The organism is Arthrobacter sp. ERGS1:01 (genome assembly GCF_001281315.1).
Lineage (GTDB): Bacteria > Actinomycetota > Actinomycetes > Actinomycetales > Micrococcaceae > Specibacter.
In genome coordinates this window covers 507,374-529,231 of the sequence record NZ_CP012477.1, presented here as the reverse complement: position 1 = coordinate 529,231, position 21,858 = coordinate 507,374, and the positions used below count along the sequence as shown (strand labels likewise).

The window sequence follows — 21,858 nt, the reverse complement described above, 5'->3', positions numbered from 1 at the left end:
GATTTCCAGCAACTACTGCGCCACAGTTTTGTGTTTAGGCGGCGAAGCGGGCCTTCAGCCCGGCAAGCTGATCGGCCATTTCGGCCGGCAGGGAATCGCCGAAACGGGCGTACCACTCGTCGATGCCCGCCAACTCGGTCTCCCATTCGGCCGGGACCACCTTCAGCGCATCCTCAAGGTCCGACGCCGTCAGATCCAGCCCGGTCACGTCCAGGGCGTCCGGGGCCGGGACGAACCCGATGGGGGTTTCCACGGCGTCGGCGGTTCCCTCGATGCGCTCGATGACCCACTTGAGCACGCGGCTGTTTTCGCCGAAGCCGGGCCAGGCAAAGCCGCCGGTGGCCGTGCGGCGGAACCAGTTCACCAGGAAGATCTTGGGCAGCCGGGCCTGGTTGGCCTTGGCGGACAGATCGATCCAGTGCTTGAGGTAGTCGCCGGCGTCGTAGCCGATGAACGGCAGCATGGCCATGGGGTCGCGGCGGACAACGCCGACGGCGCCCGTGGCGGCCGCGGTGGTCTCCGAGGACAGCGTGGAGCCCATGAAGATGCCGTTGGACCAGTCGCGGGCCTCGGTGACCAGCGGGATGGTGGTCTTGCGGCGCCCACCGAAGAGGATGGCGTTGATTTCCACGCCCTCCGGGGCAAAGTATTCGCTGGAGAGCATGTCCACCTGGTCGATGGGGGTGCAGAAGCGCGAGTTGGGGTGGGCCGCCGGGCGTCCGGAGTCCGGGGTCCAGCTGTTGCCCTGCCAATCCGTGAGGTGGGCGGGGACCTCGTCGGTCATGCCCTCCCACCAGACGCCGCCGTCGTCGGTGATGGCGACATTGGTGAAGATCGAGTTGCCCTTGGCGATCGCGGCCATGGCGTTGGGGTTCGTGGACCAGCCTGTGCCGGGGGCGACGCCGAACAGGCCCGCCTCGGGGTTGACGGCGCGCAGCTCGCCCTCCTTGCCGAACCGCATCCAGTTGATGTCGTCCCCCAGGGTCTCGGCCTTCCAGCCGGGGATGGTGGGTTCCAGCAACGCCAGGTTGGTCTTGCCGCAGGCCGAGGGGAAGGCCGCGGCCACGTGGTAGGTCTTCTCCTCGGGGCTGATGAGCTTGAGGATGAGCATGTGCTCGGCCAGCCAGCCCTCGTCGCGGGCCATGACCGAGGCGATGCGCAGGGCAAAGCACTTCTTGCCGAGCAGCGCGTTGCCGCCGTAGCCGGAGCCGTAGGAAAAGATGGAGCGCTCCTCGGGGAAGTGCACGATCCACTTTTCCTCGTTGCACGGCCAGGGGACGTCCTTCACGCCCGGGGCAAGTGGTGCGCCCAGGGAGTGCAGGGCCGGCACGAAGAATGCGTTGCTCAGCTCGATCTGGCGCAGCACGTCGGTGCCGATCCGGGCCATGATGCGCATCGAGGCCACCACGTAGGCGGAGTCGGTGATCTCGACCCCAAACTTGGGGTCCTCGGCGTCGAGCGGGCCCATGACGAACGGGATGACGAACATGGTGCGCCCGCGCATGCTGCCGGCGAACTTCTCATCCAGGATCCCGCGCATCTGGGCCGGGTCCATCCAGTTGTTGGTGAAGCCGGCGTCGCGCTTGTTCTCCGAGCAGATGAAGGTCCGGCCCTCAACGCGGGCAACGTCCGCCGGGTCCGAGAACGCGGCGAAGGAGTTGGGGAACAATTCGGGATTGAGTGCCGTGAACGTACCGGCCGCCACGAGCTCGCCCGTCAGCTGGGCATATTCACGCGCGGTCCCGTCAACCCAGTGGATCTTTTCCGGCTGAGTCATCTCGGCAACCTGCGCAACCCAGGCCGCGAGGCCGGAGTGGGTGGTCATTGCCTGCTCTACAGATTCCTGCACTGGAGATTCCTGCACTGGCGCGTGGCCCATCGTGTATCCCTTCATTGGGTCAGTCAGTTGGTGAGATAAATGCTATGGCCGGCAAATCCCGCCTTTCGGGGGAAGGACATGGGATCTATACGGCCCAGCCGAGTCCGGAATGCCTAGAATCCGGGGGTTTACCCAAATGTGATCGCAACCAATTGTGATGCAGATCACCTAGACCGGTATAGTGGTGGGGAACACTGCGCTTTCACGCCTTCTCGATTTGTACACGAGGGCAAAGCTGGGTTAGAGTTATTCACGGCCCGAGGGTCAACAAAGAAACAAAGAAACAAAATATGCGTGCGTAGCTCAACGGATAGAGCATCTGACTACGGATCAGAAGGTTGGGGGTTCGAATCCCTTCGCGCGCACTTCATAAGGAAGCCCGGTACCACTTGGTGCCGGGCTTCCTTGTTTAAGTTCTGCTTTCGCGGCTTGTACGCGCTTTCCGGGCTTAGCGGCGGGAAAGGAACCGCCGATAAGCCCGGAATGCGCCGTTATGCGTAAATCCCGCTCTCAACCCACCCGCTCGGGCAGGAGCGCCCGGGTGTCGGCGTAGCCGTCGGCGACCACCGTGGTGGGCAGGTCATAGACCCGGACGGCACGGTCCGCGTCATCCCAGGCGGGCCAGCCCGGATCCCCCGTGGCAATAAAGGCCACGGCGCTGCCATGCACCTCGTCGGCCAGGACCTGCGGCGGATTCGGCCCGGCCAACGGCACGATCCGCTCACCGCCCAGCACATCAAACATGAACGGCACGTCCAGGCAGTGGCAGGCGCTGCCCACGGTGGGCGAATCCCAGGCGAACCGGTACAGCCAGGTGGGCGCCGGGACCGAGGAGCGGAGCTCCGCAAGGTTCAGCGCGGGCGCCCGGAACATGTGGTCGGTGACGTACTGGCCCACCAGCGTGGCGGTGTCCAGCCCCGGATGGGCCGCAATGTAGGCCTCGACGACGGCGGGCGCGGCACCCACCGCGCCCAGCACGGCGGCCGCCGGAACCGCGGCCAGGGCCTCCCCCGCGCCAGCCAGCACCATGTTGAATTCGTTGTCGGTGGTGCCAAGGATCAGTTCCTTGTCGGCCCCGATACCGGCGGCCAGCGCCTCGGACGTCGGCAGCGGGATCAGCTCGCCGTCGATCACCGGTCCCAGCGTCAGGCCCTCACCCAGCATCGCGGCCAGCCCGGCGACCGGATCCCCGCCGCCGCCGCCGTCGTTGCCAACCGAGGAGACCTGGGCCTGCAGCGCCAGGACTTCGGCCTCCGTCAGGGTGGACAGGCCCGCCACGGTGGGGGCCACCCCACCGAGTTCGGCCAGCTTGCGGCCCAACGCCTCCGACGCCGCCAGGGTCACGTTGGTGGGCGGGCCGGAAAGGGAAATGACGCGGTTGAACAGCGGCTGCGCCCGCGGCGAGCCGAGCAGGGTCAGCACTGCGCCGCCGCCGGCGGACTGGCCGGAGATGGTCACCCTTGACGGGTCCCCGCCGAACGCGGCGATGTTGTCCCTGACCCATTCCAGGGCGAGCAGCCAGTCAAGGACGCCGCGGTTGCGCGGGGCGTCCTCGATCCAGCCAAAGCCGTCGAAGCCCAATCGGTAGGAGACGCTGACGGTGACCACGCCGTCGCGGTTGAACGCGGCGCCGTCGTACCAGGGGCTGGCGGGCGAGCCGGCCACGTAGCCGCCGCCGTGGATCCAGACCAACACCGGCAGGCCGCCGTCGTCCGCTTTGGCGGGGTTCGGGGTGAACACATTCACGTTGAGGGTGGACTCTCCGGGGACGGAGGGTTCCGGGATGAGCGTGACCTCGGCGAGGGCCTTGCGTTGCGGCGTGGCACCCTGCTCGACGGCGGGGCGGACACCTTCCCAGGGGCGGTGCGGCACGGGTGCCTGGAAACGGTGCTCGCCAACGGGCGGCTCCGCGAATGGAATGCCAAGGAAGGCCGCGGATCCGTCACGCCAGATGCCGCGAACGGCGCCGGCCTGGGTGGCTACTTCGGGCTGCTGTGAAGGGGAAGTCATGGTTGATGCTCCTAGCGGACGCTTTTGATGGGGATGAGGACGAGGGCGGCAATGACCACGGAGATCATGCCGAAGATGAACAGTGCGTGGTAGCCGCCGAGGAAGGCGATCAGCAGGCCGGCAACCGCCGGGCTCATGGCCTGCGGAATGTTGGTGGCCACGTTCAGGATGCCAAGGTCCTTGCCTGCAGCGACGCCGCCGCCGGGCAGCACCTCGGTCATGAGGGCGGTGTCGCTGGCCATGTAGAGGCCGAAGCCGAAGCCGTTGATGGCGCTCATCAGGAGCATCCCGGTGAAGTTGGGCATCAGCAGCGGCATGGCGAGGCCAACCACCATGACAACGGTGGCGGCGTAGATGAAGATCTTGCGGCGGCCGAGCTTGTCGCTCCAGAATCCGGCCAGCACGATGGAGATCACGGTGGGGATGATGCCGATCATCGCGAGCAGGCCGGCCTTGACGGCTGCGTCCGCCAGCGTGAGGTGGATGTAGTCGGTGAGGATGTACAGGTTGTAGGCCGAGATCACGAAGTAGCCCAGGATGAAGAAGAAGCGGGCGGCGAAGGCCCAGGCGAAGTCCGGGTTTTCCTTCGGGTTGATCCAGAATCCGGCCGCGAACTGCTTCCAGTTGAAGGGTTCGACGACGAGGCCCGCGCTGGATTTGTCGCGGTTGAACAGCACGAAGAGCACCGTCACCACGAGCACTCCGACGCCGAAGACCGTGTATCCGATTCCCACGTTGCCGGCGAACTGGCCGGCGGCAACAACTCCGACGGCCGCGCCGATCATCATGCCCATGCCGACCATGGCCGAGGCCGCACCACGCTTGGAGCGGGGGAAACGGTCGGGGACGATGGCCGAAAGCGGTCCCTGGAAGGCGTTCAGGGCGACCTGGATGATGACCCAGAAAACGGTGATCCACAGGACGTTCCTCATGCCGCCGAGGCCAAGCAGGGCGATCGCGGCGATCGAGGAGCCAATGAGCATCCACGGTGCGCGGCGACCGAGCCGGCTGCGGGTCCTGTCACTGAAGGCGCCGACGATGGGCTGGGCAAACAGGGTGAAGATAAACGAGACCGTGGTGACGATGGCCAGGTTGGCGACCTTGTCGGCATTGCTGATCAGCGCCACCTGGACCGGCAGCAGGATGCCCGTCAACGCCGAATAGGTGGCAAAGAGGAAGACCGAGGCGATCGCCATCCAGGGCAGGAGCCCCCTGGCGGCGGGTGGGCTGATCGAAAGCTGGTCCTCGTCGCCGGGAACCGCTGCGTTGCTGGGACCAAGGGGGTTGGTTTCCGGGCCGCCGGGGCTGGCGACGCCGGGAGTGGGAGCTGGAGTGGACACGACATTCCTCATCGTTGAGTTTTCTCGGATTCAAACGTGCGCCCGCCGGTAAATGACGGGCTTAGAAAACGAGTATGCCGTGACGCAGCTAATAATTCAAGGGTTGAACTATATGGAAATTTGGAGCGGATCCAACAACAGCCTGTCCCTGGCACTCCAGATCGCCCCGAACAACGCGGCGTCGTTGTCCAGCTGTCCGGCCACCACCGCAACCCCCGGCCACGGCACCTCCGGCACCACGAGCGGCCGGTTTTGCGTGAAGCTTTCCCCGATGGACTCCGCAAGGTGTGCCCAGTAGCCGCCCACCACAATGACCTGCGGGTCCACGGCCATGGTCAGGATTTGCAGGGCCTTGCCAACCCAGTACGTGGCGGCACTCCAGGCGGCCACCGCGCGCGGTTCGGCGGCGAGGATTCGTTCGGTCAGTTCGGCGAGCGCTTCCGTGAGCCCCCGGGCATCCAACAGCTCGCCGAGGCCGGCCGCGCGCAGCACGGTGTCCGGGCCGGCAACCGTCACCAGGCATCCGCGCTGGCCGCAGCCGCAGGGCTCGCCGTGTGGCACCAGCGGCAGGTGGCCCAGCGCCCCGGCAAGCTTGTGCGAGCCCTCAACCACGGCGCCGTCGATGATGACGGCACCGCCAATGCCGGAGTTGCTCTTGAGGTAGATCATGTCCCGGGTGTCCGCCAGCAGGCCCAGTTCCGCCTGCGCTGCCAGGGTGGAGTCCGGCAGCAATTGCGCGAACGACGGCGTCCGGGGCTCGCGCCGTCGCAAGCCTTCCAGCACGTCCACGGTCCCCCAGCCCAGATCGGTATCGGCGATGACCACGGCAGGCTCCCCGCCCACCGGGGCGAAGACGACGACGGTCATCTCGGCCACGCGCCTGCCAAGGGACTCGCAGGCGTCAAGGGTTCGCCCCAGCACAGTGGCCAGCTGGTCAAGGATCGGCTCCGGCGCCCCCATGGGACGGCCGTGGTGTTCGGCAATGCGCAGCAGCGGCTCACCCGTGAGCGTGGTCAGGAATCCGGTGACCTGGTCCGCGTCCAGCTGGAGCGCCAGGATGGCTACGTGGTCGGCGGCGAGATTGAGCAGGGTCAGCGGGCGGCCCTTGCCGCGGGCGTCCTGCGGGGCGGCCTCGTGCAGGACCCCGGCTTCCAGCAGCAGCGCCGCCAATGCCGTGACGGATCCACGGGTCAGGCCGGTTCCGTCGGCAATTTGGCTGCGCGAGCTCGCGCCGTGGTCCACCAGGTAGCGGGCCACGATGCTCAGGTTGTGCCGGCGCACGTCGCCGCTGACAAGGGTTGTTGCCGGATCGTTTGCGACGGGGGAACTTCGAAGTGCCATGGCCCGAGTTTAGCCATTGGCGGCGCGCTCAGTTGGCGGACGCCCCGGAGGGTGCCTTGGCGTTGATGAGCGTGAGCAGATAGTCGATGTGTTCGGCCATGTCGATGTGCGGCTCGAGCATCCACTGCACCTGCAGCCCGTCGGCGAGCGCAATGACGATGGCGGCCACCTTGTCCGCGTCCAGGTTGCCGGCGAGCTTCCCGGCGGCCTGCCGTTCGCGGATCGCCCCGGCCACGCTGGAACGAACCTCCCGGTACCGTTCGACGAAGAATTCGTGGGCCGGGTGGGCGGGATCGCTGGCCGCCGCGGACAGGGTTGCGTAAAGCTGGACCAGCCCGGGCACCTCGGCGTTGTGCCGCATGATGGCGCTGAGCATGGCGAACGGGTCCTCGCCCTCCACGTACCGGGTGGCGAAGTCGTTCTCGTCGCGCTTTTTCAGGATGGCCGCCAGCAGCTCTTCCTTGGAATTGAAGTAGTGCATGAGCCCCGGAAGGCTCAGGCCGCACGCGCGGGCCACTTCACGCAGGGACGTGCCCCGGTACCCCTCCTGGGAAAAGATCTCCAGCGCGGTGCGCAGAATTTCCTCGCGCTTGGCGACGCCTTTGGGGTAGGAACCTTTCGCTGACATGTCCCGATGCTACAACACCGGCACGGGGAAAAAATTAACCCTTGCGCGACAAAACCGTGCATTGTATGGTTTTGCTATTCGCGTCAAGGATGACGCCCACCCGAGAGGCCATGAACCCATGACGACGACGTCACACGCCGGGAATCTCCACCCGCAGCTCATCGACGGCTCCACCGAAGGAGCCGTCCCCATCAAGGGCCGGCTGCGCAAGCTGCTCATCTGGATGCTGCCCACCAACATCTCGATCTTCCTCATTTGGGGCGCCGTGCCGGGGATCCTGCTGGCCCTGCAGATCCAGCACATCGACGAGGGCGCCAAGGCCGCCAACCTGGCCCTGGTGTCCGGAATCGGCGCCTTTGCCGCCATGCTCGCCCAGCCCATTGCCGGCATGGTCTCGGACCGGACCCGCAGCAGGTTTGGCCGCCGCGCCCCCTGGATGGTTTTGGGCGCCCTGGTGGGCGGATTGTCCCTGATCGGCATGGGCGCCGCCAACGGGCTGGTGCAGATCACCCTTGCCTGGGTCATGGTGCAAATAGCCTTCAACTTCACCCAGGGCCCCCTGAGCGCCATCATGCCCGACCGGGTGCCCCGCTCCGTGCGCGGCACCTTTGCCGCCCTCTCCGGACTCGGCCTCATGCTGGGCTCGATCGGTGGACAGATCCTTGGTTCGCAACTGGCCTCCAACATCCCCGCCGGTTACGTCATCCTGGCCGGGATCACCCTCGTGGTCATCACGCTGTTCGTCGTCTTCAACCCCGACCACTCCAGCGTTGGCGAACCCCGTGAACCGTTCTCCCTGGTGTTGTTCCTGAAGACCTTTTGGGTCAACCCCGTGGCGCACCCCGACTTCTTTTGGGGCTTCACCGGCCGGCTCCTGCTGTACACCGGCTATTTTGCGGTGAGCGGCTACCAGCTCTACATGCTCCAGGACTACATCGGCCTCGGGGACAGCGCCATCAGCTACGTGCCGCTGCTTGGCCTGATCAGCCTGGTCGGCATCATTGCGGCATCCCTGGTCTCGGGCCCGCTCTCCGACAAGTTCGGCCGCCGCAAGATCTTCGTCGTGATCGCCTCCGTCCTGCTGGCAGCGGCCCTCCTGGTACCGTTCGTCTCCCCCACCCTGACCGGCATGATGATCTACTCCGCGATCTCCGGCGTCGGCTTTGGCTGCTTCCAGGCCGTCGACACCGCGTTGATCACCGAGGTCCTGCCCTCCAAGACGGACTTTGGCAAGGACCTGGGCGTGGTGAACATCGCAGCCACCTTGCCGCAGACCCTCGCCCCCGCCGTGGCCGGTGTCATCGTGGTCAGCTTTGGCGGCTACGGAACACTGTTCCCGGTGGCCATGGTGTTCGCCCTCCTCGGCGCCGTCGCGATCCTGCCGATCAAGTCGGTGCGCTAGTGTCCGGTGCCGTGAATGCAGGGCAGCGGACGACGCCGGGTGCCCGGCAAAGTGGCCGGGCGTCACTTTCCGGGGGCGGGCGCGGGCGTTGGCAGTGGGTAACAGCTGCCGGCTGCGGAGCGTTCATCGTCGCGGTGACGCTCACGCTCTTGCCCAATCCGGCCCAGCCGTTCTACCAGGGCCTGGACGCGTGGTGGCATTCCATCGCCACGGCCCCGGCCGGCTACAAGGTCTCCGGCGTGGTCGCGTTCCTGGACGCGTTTGGCCGTCCGCCGGGCCTGATCGTGCTGCCCGTGCTGTTGGTCATCCTGGCGTTTGCCCGTCGCTGGTGGGCCATGCTGTTCGCCGTCCTCTGCTACATGGTGCCGATGCTCTTCGCGCAGCTGCTCAAGAACATGGTGGACAGGCCCCGCCCGGCCGACCCTCTGGTGATCGTGGACCACGGATCCTTCCCGTCCGGCCATGCGGTCCAGACCGCGGCGTTCGTCATCCTGATCGCTGTATTGCTGGCACCCGCGGTGCGCCGCTTCTGGTGGCCCGTGGGCATCGCGTTCGTGCTGGTGATGATGTGGAGCCGGACCTTCCTGGGCGCCCACTGGCTCACGGACACCGTGGCCGGTGCCGTCCTCGGCGCCGGCGTGACCCTGATGCTGTGGTGGCTGTGCGCCCCCTTGCTGGCCCGCGACGACGCCCGCCGCACCCGGCGCAAACTTCACACCGCACCCTGAGCCAAAATTTTCAACAACAAAGGAACAAACACCATGAGCGAGAGCACCACAAGTAACGCCATTGACACGAGTTTCCGGGACGGCAGCCTGCCCCTCGAGGAGCGGGTGGAGAAGCTGCTCGGCCAGATGACGCTGGAGGAGAAGGCCGGGCTGTTCTTCCACACCATGCTCGCCATTGGCGAGGGCGGCGAGCTGGCCGAGGCGAACCCGGTCTTTGGCATCCCGTCCACCCAGGACCTGGTGTCGGACCGGGCCATGACCCACTTCAACGTCTTTGGCGCCGCCACCAGCGCCGCGGAAATGGCCGGCTGGCACAACAAACTGCAGGAACTGGCCGGCTCCTCCCGCCTGGGCATCCCCGTCACGCTGTCCACCGACCCCCGGCACTCCTTCACCGAAAACCCCGGCACCGCCATGCTGGCCGGTCCGTTCTCGCAGTGGCCCGAACCGCTGGGTTTGGCCGCCATTGGCGACGAAGAACTCGTGGAGCGCTTTGGCGACATCGCCCGCCAGGAGTACACCGCCGTCGGACTTCGCGTGGCACTGCACCCGCAGATCGACCTCGCCACCGAGCCGCGCTGGGCCCGCCAGGTGGCCACCTTTGGCGAGGACGCCGAGCTCACCGGCAAGCTGGCCGCCGCCTACATCCGCGGTTTCCAGGGCGCAACGTTGGGCGAAGACTCCGTCGCCACCATGACCAAGCACTTCCCCGGCGGCGGCCCGCAAAAGGACGGCGAGGACCCGCACTTCGCCTACGGCCGCGAACAGGTCTACCCGGGCGACAACTTTGAACACCACCTCAAGCCGTTCGAGGCCGCCTTCGACGCCGGCACCAGCCAGATCATGCCCTACTACGGCATGCCCGTCGGCACCGAGTACGACGAGGTTGGCTTCGGCTTCAACAAGTCCGTCATCACCGGCCTGCTGCGCGACCGCTACAAGTTCGACGGCGTCGTATGCACCGACTGGGGCCTGCTCAGTGACGCCGTCATCGCCGGATCCCCGTTCCCGGCCCGCGCCTGGGGCGTGGAACACCTCTCCACCCGCGAGCGCATGCTGGCCGTGTTGAACGCGGGAGCAGACCAGTTTGGCGGCGAGGCCATCCCGGAGGTGCTGATCGATCTGGTCCGCAGCGGCGAGGTCAGTGAGGAACGGATCGATGTGTCCGCCCGCCGGCTCTTGCGGGAGAAGTTCGTGCTGGGCCTGTTCGACAAGCCCCTGGTCGACGTCGAAAAGGCCGCCGCCGTGGTGGGCAGCGACGAATTCCGGGCCGCCGGCGACGCCGCGCAACGGGCGTCGTTCACGCTGCTGACCAACCAGCCCGCGGACGGAGGCGCGCCCACGTTGCCGCTGCCCCGCGGCGTCAAGGTCTACCTGCGCGGCGTCGATGCGGAGGCCGCGGCCGGCTATGCCATCGTGGTGGACACCCCCGAGGAGGCCGACGTCGCGATTGTCCGCCTGCAGGCGCCCTACGAGCAGCGCGAGACCATGTTCGAGAACTTCTTCCACGCCGGCTCGCTGGACTACCCGGCGGAACAGATTGCGGAGCTGACAGCCCTGTGCCGCACCGTGCCGACAGTCCTGGACGTCTTCCTGGACCGCCCGGCCATCCTCACTCCACTGGCCGGCGAGGCCGCCGCCATCACCGCCAACTTCGGCGCCGGCAGCCCGGCCCTGCTGGACGTGCTGTTCGGAGTGTCCGCCCCGCAGGGCAAGCTGCCCATGGACCTGCCCCGGTCCATGGAGGCTGTACACGCCAACCTTCCGGACGTACCGTTTGACACCATCGACCCCTTGTTCCGGTTCGGCCACGGCCTGCGCTACTCCGCCTAAAACCTCCTCCACCCCATAAGGAACACCATGACCCACGCAGAAGAATCACTGTCCAAACTTTCCGTCGAGGAAAAGGCGTCACTGACCAGCGGCGCCAGCTTCTGGTACACCAAGCCCGTGGAGCGGGTGGGCATTCCGGCCATCATGCTCACCGACGGCCCGCACGGGGTGCGCAAGCAGCGCGAGGGCGGCGACCATCTGGGCCTCGCCGACAGCGTCCCGGCCACCTGCTTCCCGCCCGCCGTCGCCCTCGGCTCCACGTGGGACTCCGAACTGGTGACACGGGTCGGCGTCGCACTTGGAGAGGAGGCCAAGGCGGAGGGAGTTGGCGTATTGCTGGGCCCCGGCATCAACATCAAGCGCTCCCCGCTGGGCGGGCGCAACTTTGAATACCTCTCCGAGGATCCGCACATCAGCGGCGTCCTGGGCGCGGCGCTCGTGAACGGCCTGCAAAGCCAGGGCGTGGGCTCGTCGTTGAAGCACTTTGCCGCGAACAACCAGGAGACCGACAGGCTCCGGGTCAGCGCCGACGTCGACGAACGCCCGCTGCGGGAAATCTACCTGCGCGGCTTCCAGCGCGTGGTCACCGAGGCCAAGCCGTGGACCGTCATGTGCTCCTACAACAAGATCAACGGCGTCTACGCCTCGGAGGACCCGTGGCTGCTGACGGACGTTTTGCGCGGCGAATGGGGCTTTGACGGCCTGGTGGTCTCCGACTGGGGCGCCGTCAACAACCGCGTGGCCGGGCTCGCGGCCGGCCTGGACCTGGAAATGCCGGCCAGCGGCGGCGTGACGGACGCCCAGATCGTGGCGGCCGTGGCCGACGGCAGCCTGGATCCGGCCGTTTTGGATACGGCCGCCCGCCGGGCCCTTGAACTGGTGGACAAGGCCGTTGCCGGCGCCGATGCCAACGCCTCCTACGACCAGGACGCCCACCATGCGCTGGCCCGAGAGGCCGCCGGGCGCGCCATCGTGCTGTTGAAGAACGACGACGGCACCCTCCCCCTGGCCGCCTCCGCCAAGGTGGCCGTCATTGGCGAATTTGCGCGCACTCCCCGCTACCAGGGTGCCGGCAGCTCGCTCATCAACCCCACGAAGCTCGACAACGCGCTGGACGAGATCCGGGCAATTGGCGCGGATGTGACGTTCGCACCCGGCTACGCCCTTGACGGCGCCGACGCCACCGGCCTGCTTGCCGAGGCCGTCGCCGCTGCGGCGGCCGCCGACGTCGCGCTCGTGTTCCTGGGCCTGCCGGGCGGGGACGAGTCGGAGGGCTTCGACCGCACGCACATCGAACTGCCGGCCGGGCAGACCGAACTGCTCGCGGCGGTGGTGGCCGCGAACCCGCGGACCGTCGTCGTGCTCTCCAACGGCAGCGTGGTGCGGCTCTCCGGCTGGGCGGACAGCGTGCCCGCCATCGTGGAGGGCTGGCTGCTGGGCCAGGCCGGAGGCGGGGCGGTCGCGGACGTATTGTTCGGCGCGGTCAATCCCTCGGGCCGGTTGGCCGAAACCATCCCGGTGAGGCTGGCCGACACCCCGTCCTTCCTGGACTTTCCGGGCGAAAACTCGCATGTGCGTTACGGCGAGGGCCTGTTCGTGGGGTACAGGTACTACGACGCCCGCACCATGGACGTCGGCTACCCGTTCGGACATGGGCTCTCCTACACGAGCTTCGGCTACGCGGGGTTGGAGGTCGCGGCGACGGAGGCCGGGGTGGGCGTGTCCGTTGACGTCACGAATACCGGCGCCCGGGCCGGCCGCGAAGTGGTCCAGGTCTATGTGGGGCTGCCGGGCTCCGCCGTGGTCCGCGCGCCGCGCGAACTGCGCGCCTTCGCGAACGTGGCCCTGGAGGCCGGCGAAACAAAGCGGGTTGTCCTGGACATCCCGCGCGACGAGTTGGCCTACTACAACGTGCCGGTGGCCGGCTGGACCGTGGAGTGCGGCGACTACCTCGTGGAGGTGGGCGCGTCGTCCCGCGATATCCGGCAGCATGCCTCCGTTGCGGTGGACGGCGACACGTTGTTGGTGCCCCTGGACGGCAACTCGACGCTCGCCGAGTGGCTGTCACACCCGGTGGGCGGACAGGTGCTGGGCGGCGCGTTTGCCGCCGCGCAATCTTCGGGCGAAGGCGGCGAAATGATGGCGCTGCTCTCCGATCCGGAGCTCATGAAGATGGTCGGCTCCATGCCGTTGGGCCGGATTGCGTCCTTCCCGGGCAGCCCGCTCACCCCGGATGTCCTGGAACAGCTCGTGGCCGCCGGCAACCCGTAGCCGCGGATTCGCCGCTTGACGGCGCTTTCTTCGCTTATAGGCGGGTAATATCCCGCCGATAAGCGAAGAAAGCGCCCTTATGCTCGATCGTCGCCGCCGGAGAGCCTCACCACGGCGAGCTCGACGGCGGCCAGCACAGTGGGATCGGCCAGGGTGCGGAAGTGCCCGGAGACCGGCAGCTCCACGTTCACCGCACCCGGCAGGGCGCTGCCGCCGGGAATGTGCGGATCAAACTCCGGATAGATCGAGACCACCTGGGCGTTGACGGCCGTTTGCGCCTGCAACGACACCAACACGGCATCCCTGGGGGAAAACGACCGCAAGGACCGCGACGGCAGGTAGCGGGCGTAGCGCGATCCGGCGAATGGGGTGGCCACCGCCACCAGGCCCAGGACCTGGACCTGGACCTGCACGCCGGCATCTCCCGGGGCATCAACTTCTTCCCGGATACCGGCGTCGAGCATCAGGGCCTTGCCAATCAGCCCGCCCTTGCTGTGCGCCAGCAAGATGCACCGCTCCACCCCGTGGCTGACCCGCAAACCGGACAACGCCTTCGACACTATCGCCGCGGAGGCCGGGACCGTGCTGCTGTTGGCACCCAACTCCGGCACGGCGAACACCCGGAATCCCAGCTTGTTGAGGCGCTTGGCCGCGGGCTCGAGGAACAGCCATCCTTCATAGACGCCGGGAAGCAGCACAATGGCCGGCAACGCGGGATCCCCTGCGGAGTAGGCGGCCGGAACGCGCGGCCGGAACGCGGACGCCAGCTGCCGCCGAAGTGCGTACAGGTAGTCCAGAAGCCACCACCAGGCCCGTACGGCAGTCCTCACCGGTGCTCCACATGCGCCACGATGTAGTCCGCCACGCACTCACCGTCCTTGACCATGGTTTCGTGCCCGCGCCCGGCAACCTCCACCATGCGGGCATCCGGGATCAGCGCCGTAACCTCCGCCACCCAGCCCTGCGGGCAGATGGGGTCCCGGTTGCCGCGGATCACCAGGGTGTGGGCCTGGATCAGCGGCAGGGTTTCCTCGATGGGGTGGTCCATCATGCTGTGCAGCTTCTTGATGAACCAGCGGGGCCCGGTCTTCGCGTAGTTTTGCATGCCGATGGCCCATACCCGGGGGCTCTCGCCAAACAAGTCCTGGGCCATGCGCCAGGCCTGCCGGCGGATGCTGCGTTCGTGCCGGTTGACGGTGGGCGCCACCAGGACCACTTCGGGAAACAATTCCGGGCGTTGCGCGGCGGCCTCGGCCACCACCTGGGTGCCCATGGAATGTCCCACCAGGACGGGCCGGCCCAACCCCTCCACGGCCACAAAGTCAACGAGCACCGCACCCAGTTCCGCCATGGTCAATGCCTGCTCCGGTTCGGGCGCGTCGCCAAAGCCGGGCAGGTCGATTGCCACGACCCGGCCGTGGGCCTGGAGGGCGTCGCTGAGCTGGGCAAAGTAGGAAATGCCCATGCCGATCCCGTGGACCAGCAGGAATGTCCGCCCCGCAACCCCATCACTGTCCGTGGTGACCACCACGTGGCCACCCGCCACCACCTTGCGTACCGTCATCTCCACAGTATGTCCGAGGTGCGGGCCTTCGCCGTAAAGGCGGCCCGAAACAGTCCCCGCCCTCGTACCCCGGGCGGGGCCCCTCGCGGGCGCGGGCCCCGGCGAAAGTGCCTACTCGGCGTCCACGAACTGCTGGATCTTGGCCCGGATCCCGTCAAAGTGGCGGTTGAGGAGTTCGGAGGCCAGGGGGGCATCCTTGGCGGCGACGGCGTCGTAAATGGCGCGGTGCTGGGCGGCCGTGTCGACAAGGTCGGCGCCGCCGGTCCCGATTTCCAGGTGGATCTTGCGGTAGACCTTCCAAAAGACGCTCATCAGGTTCATGAGCAGGTCGTTGCCAAGGGGCTCAAAGAGCAGCCGGTGGAATTCGGCGTCGGCCTCGGTGAAGGCCTCGCCCTGTGCGGCGAGCTCCTCCATCTTGGCCACGGCGGCATCGATGCGCGCCAGGTGATCGTCGCTGACCTGGGCGATCGAGGCCCCGATCAGGCCGGATTCCAGGGCCTGGCGGATGTCGACGAGCTGGAGTGCCTCAAGGCCCTCGTGGCGCAGGGACAGCCGGCCGCGGAACGTCAGCCCGTCGGCCAGGGCGTCGAAGTTGCTGGGGGCCACGAACATGCCAAAACCATGACGGATCTCAATGACGCCCAGCGCCTGGAGCACCTTCAGGGACTCGCGCAGCGTGTTGCGCCCGACACCGAGCACCTCGGAGAGTTCGTTCTCCGTGGGCATGGGGTCTCCGGCGTCGAGGTCCCGGTCCAAAATGAGTTCCATAATGTCGGCCTGCAGTGCGCGCAAACGCACATGCGCGCTGAAGCGCGCCTTCGGAACTAGTGTGGAGGTGGGCAACGGAACTCCTAAATATCGGTACAAGTGATGCAAGTCAATCATCCGATCGGCACTCTTTGCCAAACGTGATCTAGAACATAGAATATCGGATGTCCCACCACTTGCCTACATAATGGCAAGAGAATCCTCGATGCGCATCCTTGAGACCTTCCGCGCGCCGGCGAATCCGCGCAGCACTTCATGTCGGGCGCGAAACCCATCAACCACCCCACCAGACATTCGATCACAGCGCCGTGCTCCTGACCACCAGGCAACCATTTGGCCAACGCCGGGCAAATAGCCGCCAAAACAACATCGCAAGGGCACTTGACCAATCGCTGTGACCGCTATTACAGTTTCCTCATAAGCATCGGACGTCCTACATCCGATAACTAACATACGAAATGGTGAGTCAACAGAATGAGCAACTCTCTTCAGAACCTGCCTCTGAACAAGGCTTCGCGCCGTCAGTTCCTTAAGGCCGCAGGCGTCCTGGGAACCGCAACGGCGTTTACCGCCACCCTCGCCGCTTGCGGCGGCTCGTCCAAGACGAGCACGAGCGGCGCTGCCAATAACGGTACGGTCAACAAAGACCTGACCATTGAGGCCGGCATCTCGTACTCACTGTCCACCGGTTTTGACCCGATGTCCTCCTCGGGCGCCACGCCGCTGGCCGCAAACCTGCACATCTTCGAAGGCCTGGTTGAACTCCACCCGGCAACCCGCGAGCCCTACAACGCACTCGCCGCTTCCGACCCCAAGAAGATCGACGACAAGACCTACCAGGTCACCATCCGCGACGGCGCAACGTTCCACAACGGCTCCCCCGTCACGACCGACGACGTCGTCTACTCGTTCGAGCGCGTCATGGACCCGGCCAACAAGGCCCTGTTCGCACAGTTCATCTTCTTCATCGACTCCGTGAAGAAGGTTGACGCCAAGACTGTTGAGTTCAAGCTCAACACCCCGTTCGCCAGCTTCGCCCCCGCATCTCCGTGGTCAAGGTTGTCCCGAAGGCCGTCGCCGAGAAGGATCAGTCGGCTTTCGACGCCAACCCCGTCGGCTCCGGCCCGTACAAGTTCGTCTCCGCAGCGAAGGACGACAAGATCGTCTTCGAGCGTTTCGACGCCTACAACGGCCCGAAGCCGGCACTGGCCAAGGGCATGACCTGGTTCCTGCTCTCCGACGCCAGCGCCCGCGTCACGGCCATGCAGTCCGGCCGCGTCCAGGCCATCGAGGACGTCCCCTACCTGGACGTTGACGCACTCAAGTCCAAGGTGGACGTTCAGTCCGTACAGTCCTTCGGCCTGATGTTCCTCATGTTCAACCTGTCCCGCGCACCGTTCGACAAGAAGGAAGTCCGCCAGGCACTGCACTACGCCCTGGACAAGGAATCCATCATCAAGACGGCCCTCCTGGGCAACGGCTCCGCGGCGTCCTCCTACTTCCAGCCCGGCAGCCCGAACTACCAGGAAGCCGCTACGGTTTACGGCTTCGACGCGGCCAAGGCCAAGTCCCTGCTGGCCTCCGCCGGCGTGACCAACCTGAAGCTGACCCTGACCAGCACCGACACCGCCTGGGTCAAGGACGTCATCCCGCTGATCAAGAAGAACTGGGACGCCATTGGTGTTTCCACCACGCTGGAGCCGCTGGCTTCCGCCGCCGTCTACGCCCCCGACAAGGTTGGCGGCCTGAACTACGACGTCGTCGCCGCCCCCGGCGATCCGTCCGTGTTCGGTAACGACGCCGACATCCTGCTCAGCTGGTTCTACCGCGGCGACACCTGGGCCAAGAACCGCTTTGCCTGGTCCAACACCGCAGAGTACAAGGAAGTCCAGACCAAGCTCAACGCTGCCGTCTCTGCTTCCGACGCCGATGCGAAGGCCCTGTACAAGGAAATCATCGACATCATTTCCGATGCCGTTCCGCTGTACCCGATCTTCCACCGCAAGCTGCCCACCGCGTGGGACAGCTCGAAGCTCAAGGGCTTCGCACCGCTGCCCACCACGGGCGTTGCCTTCATTGGGGTAGGCCGGACCTCCTAGGTCCAACCACGTTTCACAGACCGCGAGGGGCTGTGGCCTTTCGGCCATGGCCCCTCCCGTGTCACACCATCTTTCCTATGACGCAGCACACAGTGCCGCAAATAGAACCGGAGTTAGTACATTGGCAAACTTTTTGCGACTGCTGGGACGCCGGCTCGCAGCACTTCCGTTGATGATCCTGGGTGTCACCCTGCTCGTCTTCGTGGTGTTGCAGTTCGCCCCTGGCGACCGTGCCGTTGCCGCGCTTGGTGAAGGCGCCTCCCCCGAGGCACTGGAACAATACCGCCAGGTCAACGGCCTCAACGATCCCCTCTTCATTCAATACTTCAGCTACCTGGGCAAGCTCATCACGGGCAACCTTGGTTCAACGCTCCCGCCGGCCAAGCCCATCGTCGATGTCATTGCCAGCGCGTTCCCCGTGACCTTGCAGCTGACGTTTGTTGGCGTGATCATCGCGGTTGTCATTTCACTTGTCTTCGGTGTCCTTGCGGCCCTGTACCGCGACACCTGGGTTGACCAGCTGATCCGCGTCTTCTCCATCGCAGCCATCGCGACCCCCTCCTTCTGGTTGGGCATCCTGTTGATCCAGTGGTTCGCCCTGGGTGAGAACTCGCTGTTCCCCTCCGGCGGCCTGGCCGATCCCTCCCAAGGCTTCTCCGGCTGGCTCAGCTCCATGACGCTGCCGGCCCTGGCCCTGGCAGTCCCCGTCTCCGCCTCGCTGATCCGCGTGGTCCGCACCTCGATGGTGGAGGAACTGGACCGCGACTACGTCCGCACCGCCATCGGCAACGGCGTCCCGTACTTCACCGTCGTCTCCCGCAACGTCCTGCGCAACGCCCTTGTCACCCCGGTGACCGTGCTGGGCCTGCGCATCGGCTACCTGCTCGGCGGCGCCGTCGTGATTGAAATGATCTTCTCCCTGCCGGGCATGGGTCAGCAGATCCTCAACGGCATCACCAACTCGGACACGAACCTGGTCCAGGGCGTGGTCCTCGTGATCGCCGTGACGTTCGTGATCGTGAACATCCTGGTCGACCTTCTTTACCTGCTCATCAACCCCCGAATCAGGACGGTCTAAGTCATGCGAAGCAAACTTGCCGAACGGCTAAGCGCGCCCGGCCTGCGTTTCAAGGCCCTGACACTGGGCTCCAAGCTGGCCCTCATCTTCCTGCTGTTCATCATCGTCGTCGCCATCCTGGCACCCGTGATCTCCCCGTTCGATCCCCTGGCCACCGGCGATCCGGCCCAGGCCCCGAGCGCCGCCCACTGGTTCGGCACCGACAGGATCGGCCGTGACGTCCTGTCCCGCCTGCTCTACGGCGCCCAGGCATCGCTGATGATCGGCCTCGGTTCGGTGGCACTGGCCATCATTATCGGCGCCACGCTCGGCTCGCTCGCCGCGACGTCGTCGAAGGCCGTCAACGAGATCATCATGCGCGTCATGGACATCCTCATGGCATTCCCGGGCATCGCCCTGGCCGCCGTGCTGCTGACCGCGTTCGGCAACTCGATCCCCACGATCATCGTCGCCATCGCCATCATCTACACGCCGCAGATTGCCCGCGTGGTCCGCGCCAACGTCCTGGCCCAGTACGGCGAGGACTACGTCCGTGCCGAACGCGTCATCGGCGCCGGCCGCCTGTACATCATGCTCAAGCACATCGTCCGGAACACCGCGGCCCCCGTACTGGTGTTCGCCACCGTCATGGTTGCCGACGCCATCATCCTCGAGGCGTCGCTGTCCTTCCTGGGCGCCGGCATCCAGGACCCGAACCCCAGCTGGGGCAACGTCATCTCCTACGGCCGCAACCTGGTGCTCTCGGGCGGCTGGTGGGCCACCACCTTCGCCGGTATCGTGATCCTGCTGACCGTGTTGGCGCTGAACATCCTGGCCGAGGGCCTCACCGACGCCATGGTGAACCCGAAGCTGCGCAAGGCCCCGGCTGTGAAGGACGACGACGGTTCCGCCGCCGCCGCGCTGGAGCTCGCCAAGGCCGACGCCGCCGCCCGGGCAGCCATCGAGGACCCGTTCGCGGCCCTGAACAAGGAACTGCTCCTCCTGCAGGCAGTTGAGCAAACCCGCTCCGACCGCCTCCCGCAGGTCAACGCCGACGCCCGCGTGGTGCTGGAGGTCACCAACCTCTCCATCCGCTTCCCGGCCCGCTTCGGCGAGACCCGGATCGTGGACAACGTCTCCTTCACGGTCCGCGAAGGCGAGACCATGGGCCTGGTGGGCGAGTCCGGTTGTGGCAAGTCCATCACCTCCCTAGCCATCATGGGCCTGCTGCCCAAGACCGCCGTCGTCACCGGTTCCATCAAGTTCGACGGCAAGGAACTGCTGGACCCGGCCACCAAGCACAGCGACGCGAAGGCCTACGTCGGCCTGCGCGGCGAACAGATCGCCATGGTCTACCAGGACGCGCTGAGCTCGCTCAACCCGTCCATGCTGATCAAGGACCAGATGTTGCAGCTGACCCGCCGCAACGGCCGCAAGACCCCCGCGGAACTGCTGGAAATGGTGAAGCTGGATCCTGTCCGCACGCTCAAGAGCTACCCGCACGAGCTTTCCGGCGGCCAGCGCCAGCGCGTGCTGATCGCCATGGCACTGTCCCGCTCGCCGAAGATCGTGGTGGCCGACGAGCCCACCACGGCCCTCGACGTCACGGTCCAGAAGCAGGTCGTGGACCTGCTCAACGAACTGCGCGAACAGCTCGGCTTCGCCATGGTCTTCGTCAGCCACGACCTGGCCCTGGTGGCCTCCCTGGCCCACAAGATCACGGTCATGTACGCCGGCCAGGTCGTCGAGTCCGCGCAGGCTTCGGAGCTGCTGGCGCACCCCACCCACGAATACACCCGTGGCCTGCTCGGCGCCGTCCTCTCGATCGAGTCCGACGCCGTCCGCCTGCACCAGATTCCCGGCACGGTTCCGTCGCCGCGCGAATTCGCCGACGGCGACCGGTTCGCCGGCCGCTCGCAGCGCCAGGACGCCGACCCGGCCCAGAAGCTCGCCTTCGTGCCGCTCACCCGTGACGGCGTAGAGACCGACCACTTCTGGGCCAGCCACCAGCGCGAGGACGCCCTTGCCGGCGCCGGCGCAGACCAGGAAGGTGCACGATGAGCATTCCCGTCATTGAACTCAAGGACCTCCACGTCCACCACCGGACCCGTTCCGGCGGCCTGTTCAAGCCGAACTACGTCAAGGCCGTCAACGGCGTGGACTTCTCCATCAGCCGCGGCGAAACCGTCGGCATCGTGGGCGAGTCCGGCTGTGGCAAGTCCACGCTGGCCTCGGTCCTGGTGGGCCTGCAGACGCCCACCTCCGGCCAGGTGCTCTTCCACGGCAAGCCGGCCATCAAGCGCAACGCAGCGATGCGCAAGGAATTTGGCCGCTCGGTCTCGGTCGTCTTCCAGGACCCGTCCACGGCGTTGAACCCGCGCATGACCATCCAGGACATCCTGGTTGATCCGCTGGCAGTCCACGGCATCGGCAACGGCGCATCCCGCCTGGCCAAGGTCGCGGAGCTGCTGTCGCTGGTTGGCTTGCCGCAGTCGGCAGCCGAGGTCACGCCGTCGCAGGTTTCCGGTGGACAGCGCCAGCGCGTGGCCATCGCCCGCGCCCTGGCCCTGGACCCGGACATCATCGTGGCGGATGAGCCCACCTCCGCGCTGGACGTTTCCGTCCGCGCCCAGGTGCTCAACCTGCTCTCGGACCTGAAGAAGGAACTGAACCTGGGCATGGTGTTCATCAGCCATGACATCCAGACCGTCCGCTACGTCTCCGACCGCATTTGCGTCATGTACTACGGACAGATCGTCGAGCAAGGCTCCGCGGAGCAGATCTTCGACAATCCGACCAACGACTACACCAAGAAGCTGCTCGGCGCCGCGCCGTCCCTGCTTCACATCTAATCCCCGTGTCCTCCCTCCCACTTTGGTGCTCCGCACCAAAGTGGGGCCCTAGGGCGCATGGCCCCTCGTTTTCTCACCAATCACCA

Annotated in this window: 15 protein-coding genes, 1 tRNA gene and 1 pseudogene; 9 read left to right on the top strand and 8 right to left on the bottom strand. The window is 66.3% G+C overall.

Annotated features, from left to right (window positions below; genetic code table 11):
• Positions 1-34: 34 nt before the first annotated feature.
• Positions 35-1,879 (bottom strand): phosphoenolpyruvate carboxykinase (GTP), encoded by a 1,845-nt coding sequence (locus AL755_RS02445; RefSeq protein ID WP_054009561.1) that lies wholly within the window; start codon positions 1,877-1,879, stop codon positions 35-37.
• A gap of 292 nt (positions 1,880-2,171) precedes the next feature.
• Between AL755_RS02445 and AL755_RS02440 the strand changes: the two genes are divergently transcribed.
• Positions 2,172-2,244, top strand: a tRNA-Arg gene (locus tag AL755_RS02440).
• 145 nt (positions 2,245-2,389) lie between these two features.
• Here AL755_RS02440 and AL755_RS02435 read toward each other — a convergent pair.
• The 4 genes from AL755_RS02435 to AL755_RS02420 all read right to left on the bottom strand — a co-directional run bounded on the left by AL755_RS02435 (position 2,390) and on the right by AL755_RS02420 (position 7,198).
• A complete protein-coding gene (locus AL755_RS02435; protein WP_054009560.1) occupies positions 2,390-3,889 on the bottom strand; it encodes a carboxylesterase/lipase family protein in 1,500 nt (499 codons plus the stop codon).
• Positions 3,890-3,900: 11 nt separating this feature from the next.
• The gene (locus tag AL755_RS02430) at positions 3,901-5,229 is read right to left on the bottom strand and encodes an MFS transporter (RefSeq protein ID WP_237762417.1); all 1,329 of its coding nucleotides are present in this window, start codon (positions 5,227-5,229) and stop codon (positions 3,901-3,903) included.
• Between the two features lie 108 nt (positions 5,230-5,337).
• Positions 5,338-6,570 carry an ROK family protein gene (locus AL755_RS02425; RefSeq protein ID WP_054009558.1) on the bottom strand — a complete coding sequence of 411 codons (1,233 nt, stop codon included), beginning with the start codon at positions 6,568-6,570 and terminating at the stop codon, positions 5,338-5,340.
• Between the two features lie 28 nt (positions 6,571-6,598).
• Positions 6,599-7,198 carry a TetR/AcrR family transcriptional regulator gene (locus AL755_RS02420; protein WP_054009557.1) on the bottom strand — a complete coding sequence of 200 codons (600 nt, stop codon included), beginning with the start codon at positions 7,196-7,198 and terminating at the stop codon, positions 6,599-6,601.
• A 118-nt stretch (positions 7,199-7,316) separates the two neighbouring features.
• Between AL755_RS02420 and AL755_RS02415 the strand changes: the two genes are divergently transcribed.
• From AL755_RS02415 to AL755_RS02400, 4 genes are all read left to right on the top strand, one after another.
• On the top strand, positions 7,317-8,600 hold the full coding sequence (locus tag AL755_RS02415) for an MFS transporter (RefSeq protein WP_054009556.1): 1,284 nt from the start codon (positions 7,317-7,319) through the stop codon (positions 8,598-8,600).
• 149 nt (positions 8,601-8,749) lie between these two features.
• On the top strand, positions 8,750-9,328 hold the full coding sequence (locus AL755_RS02410; RefSeq protein ID WP_160318821.1) for a phosphatase PAP2 family protein: 579 nt from the start codon (positions 8,750-8,752) through the stop codon (positions 9,326-9,328).
• Between the two features lie 33 nt (positions 9,329-9,361).
• Positions 9,362-11,161 (top strand): glycoside hydrolase family 3 protein, encoded by a 1,800-nt coding sequence (locus tag AL755_RS02405; protein WP_054009554.1) that lies wholly within the window; start codon positions 9,362-9,364, stop codon positions 11,159-11,161.
• A 27-nt stretch (positions 11,162-11,188) separates the two neighbouring features.
• On the top strand, positions 11,189-13,432 hold the full coding sequence (locus AL755_RS02400) for a glycoside hydrolase family 3 C-terminal domain-containing protein (RefSeq protein WP_054009553.1): 2,244 nt from the start codon (positions 11,189-11,191) through the stop codon (positions 13,430-13,432).
• Between the two features lie 77 nt (positions 13,433-13,509).
• On the opposite strand, the gene AL755_RS02395 is transcribed toward AL755_RS02400, so the two are convergent.
• From AL755_RS02395 to AL755_RS02385, 3 genes are all read right to left on the bottom strand, one after another.
• Positions 13,510-14,262 carry an alpha/beta hydrolase gene (locus tag AL755_RS02395; RefSeq protein WP_054009552.1) on the bottom strand — a complete coding sequence of 251 codons (753 nt, stop codon included), beginning with the start codon at positions 14,260-14,262 and terminating at the stop codon, positions 13,510-13,512.
• Positions 14,259-14,996, bottom strand: a complete 738-nt coding sequence (locus tag AL755_RS02390) for an alpha/beta fold hydrolase (RefSeq protein WP_054009551.1) — start codon at positions 14,994-14,996, stop codon at positions 14,259-14,261. The genes AL755_RS02395 and AL755_RS02390 overlap by 4 nt, the downstream gene beginning before the upstream one ends.
• A 111-nt stretch (positions 14,997-15,107) precedes the next feature.
• Positions 15,108-15,839 (bottom strand): FadR/GntR family transcriptional regulator, encoded by a 732-nt coding sequence (locus AL755_RS02385; protein ID WP_054009550.1) that lies wholly within the window; start codon positions 15,837-15,839, stop codon positions 15,108-15,110.
• A 399-nt stretch (positions 15,840-16,238) separates the two neighbouring features.
• On the opposite strand from AL755_RS02385, the pseudogene AL755_RS02380 reads away from it, so the two are divergent.
• The 4 genes and pseudogenes from AL755_RS02380 to AL755_RS02365 all read left to right on the top strand — a co-directional run bounded on the left by AL755_RS02380 (position 16,239) and on the right by AL755_RS02365 (position 21,772).
• Positions 16,239-17,863 (top strand): annotated as a pseudogene (locus AL755_RS02380) (ABC transporter substrate-binding protein).
• Between the two features lie 172 nt (positions 17,864-18,035).
• Complete coding sequence (locus AL755_RS02375; protein ID WP_054009753.1) at positions 18,036-18,941, top strand: ABC transporter permease; 906 nt, start codon at positions 18,036-18,038, stop codon at positions 18,939-18,941.
• Between the two features lie 3 nt (positions 18,942-18,944).
• Positions 18,945-20,981 (top strand): dipeptide/oligopeptide/nickel ABC transporter permease/ATP-binding protein, encoded by a 2,037-nt coding sequence (locus AL755_RS02370; protein ID WP_054009549.1) that lies wholly within the window; start codon positions 18,945-18,947, stop codon positions 20,979-20,981.
• Positions 20,978-21,772: an ATP-binding cassette domain-containing protein gene (locus AL755_RS02365; protein WP_054009548.1), complete on the top strand. Its 795-nt coding sequence runs from the start codon at positions 20,978-20,980 to the stop codon at positions 21,770-21,772. Before AL755_RS02370 ends, AL755_RS02365 begins: the two co-directional genes overlap by 4 nt.
• Positions 21,773-21,858 lie beyond the last annotated feature (86 nt).

What these genes read in the sequence shown, in the direction of transcription:
- AL755_RS02375 (WP_054009753.1), top strand. Translation starts at nt 18,036, where the DNA reads ATGATCCTGGGTGTCACCCTGCTCGTCTTCGTGGTGTTGCAGTTCGCC.
- AL755_RS02405 (WP_054009554.1), top strand. Translation starts at nt 9,362, where the DNA reads ATGAGCGAGAGCACCACAAGTAACGCCATTGACACGAGTTTCCGGGAC.
- AL755_RS02370 (WP_054009549.1), top strand. Translation starts at nt 18,945, where the DNA reads ATGCGAAGCAAACTTGCCGAACGGCTAAGCGCGCCCGGCCTGCGTTTC.
- AL755_RS02445 (WP_054009561.1), bottom strand. Translation starts at nt 1,879, where the DNA reads ATGGGCCACGCGCCAGTGCAGGAATCTCCAGTGCAGGAATCTGTAGAG.
- AL755_RS02390 (WP_054009551.1), bottom strand. Translation starts at nt 14,996, where the DNA reads ATGACGGTACGCAAGGTGGTGGCGGGTGGCCACGTGGTGGTCACCACG.
- AL755_RS02435 (WP_054009560.1), bottom strand. Translation starts at nt 3,889, where the DNA reads ATGACTTCCCCTTCACAGCAGCCCGAAGTAGCCACCCAGGCCGGCGCC.
- AL755_RS02415 (WP_054009556.1), top strand. Translation starts at nt 7,317, where the DNA reads ATGACGACGACGTCACACGCCGGGAATCTCCACCCGCAGCTCATCGAC.
- AL755_RS02420 (WP_054009557.1), bottom strand. Translation starts at nt 7,198, where the DNA reads ATGTCAGCGAAAGGTTCCTACCCCAAAGGCGTCGCCAAGCGCGAGGAA.
- AL755_RS02365 (WP_054009548.1), top strand. Translation starts at nt 20,978, where the DNA reads ATGAGCATTCCCGTCATTGAACTCAAGGACCTCCACGTCCACCACCGG.
- AL755_RS02425 (WP_054009558.1), bottom strand. Translation starts at nt 6,570, where the DNA reads ATGGCACTTCGAAGTTCCCCCGTCGCAAACGATCCGGCAACAACCCTT.
- AL755_RS02400 (WP_054009553.1), top strand. Translation starts at nt 11,189, where the DNA reads ATGACCCACGCAGAAGAATCACTGTCCAAACTTTCCGTCGAGGAAAAG.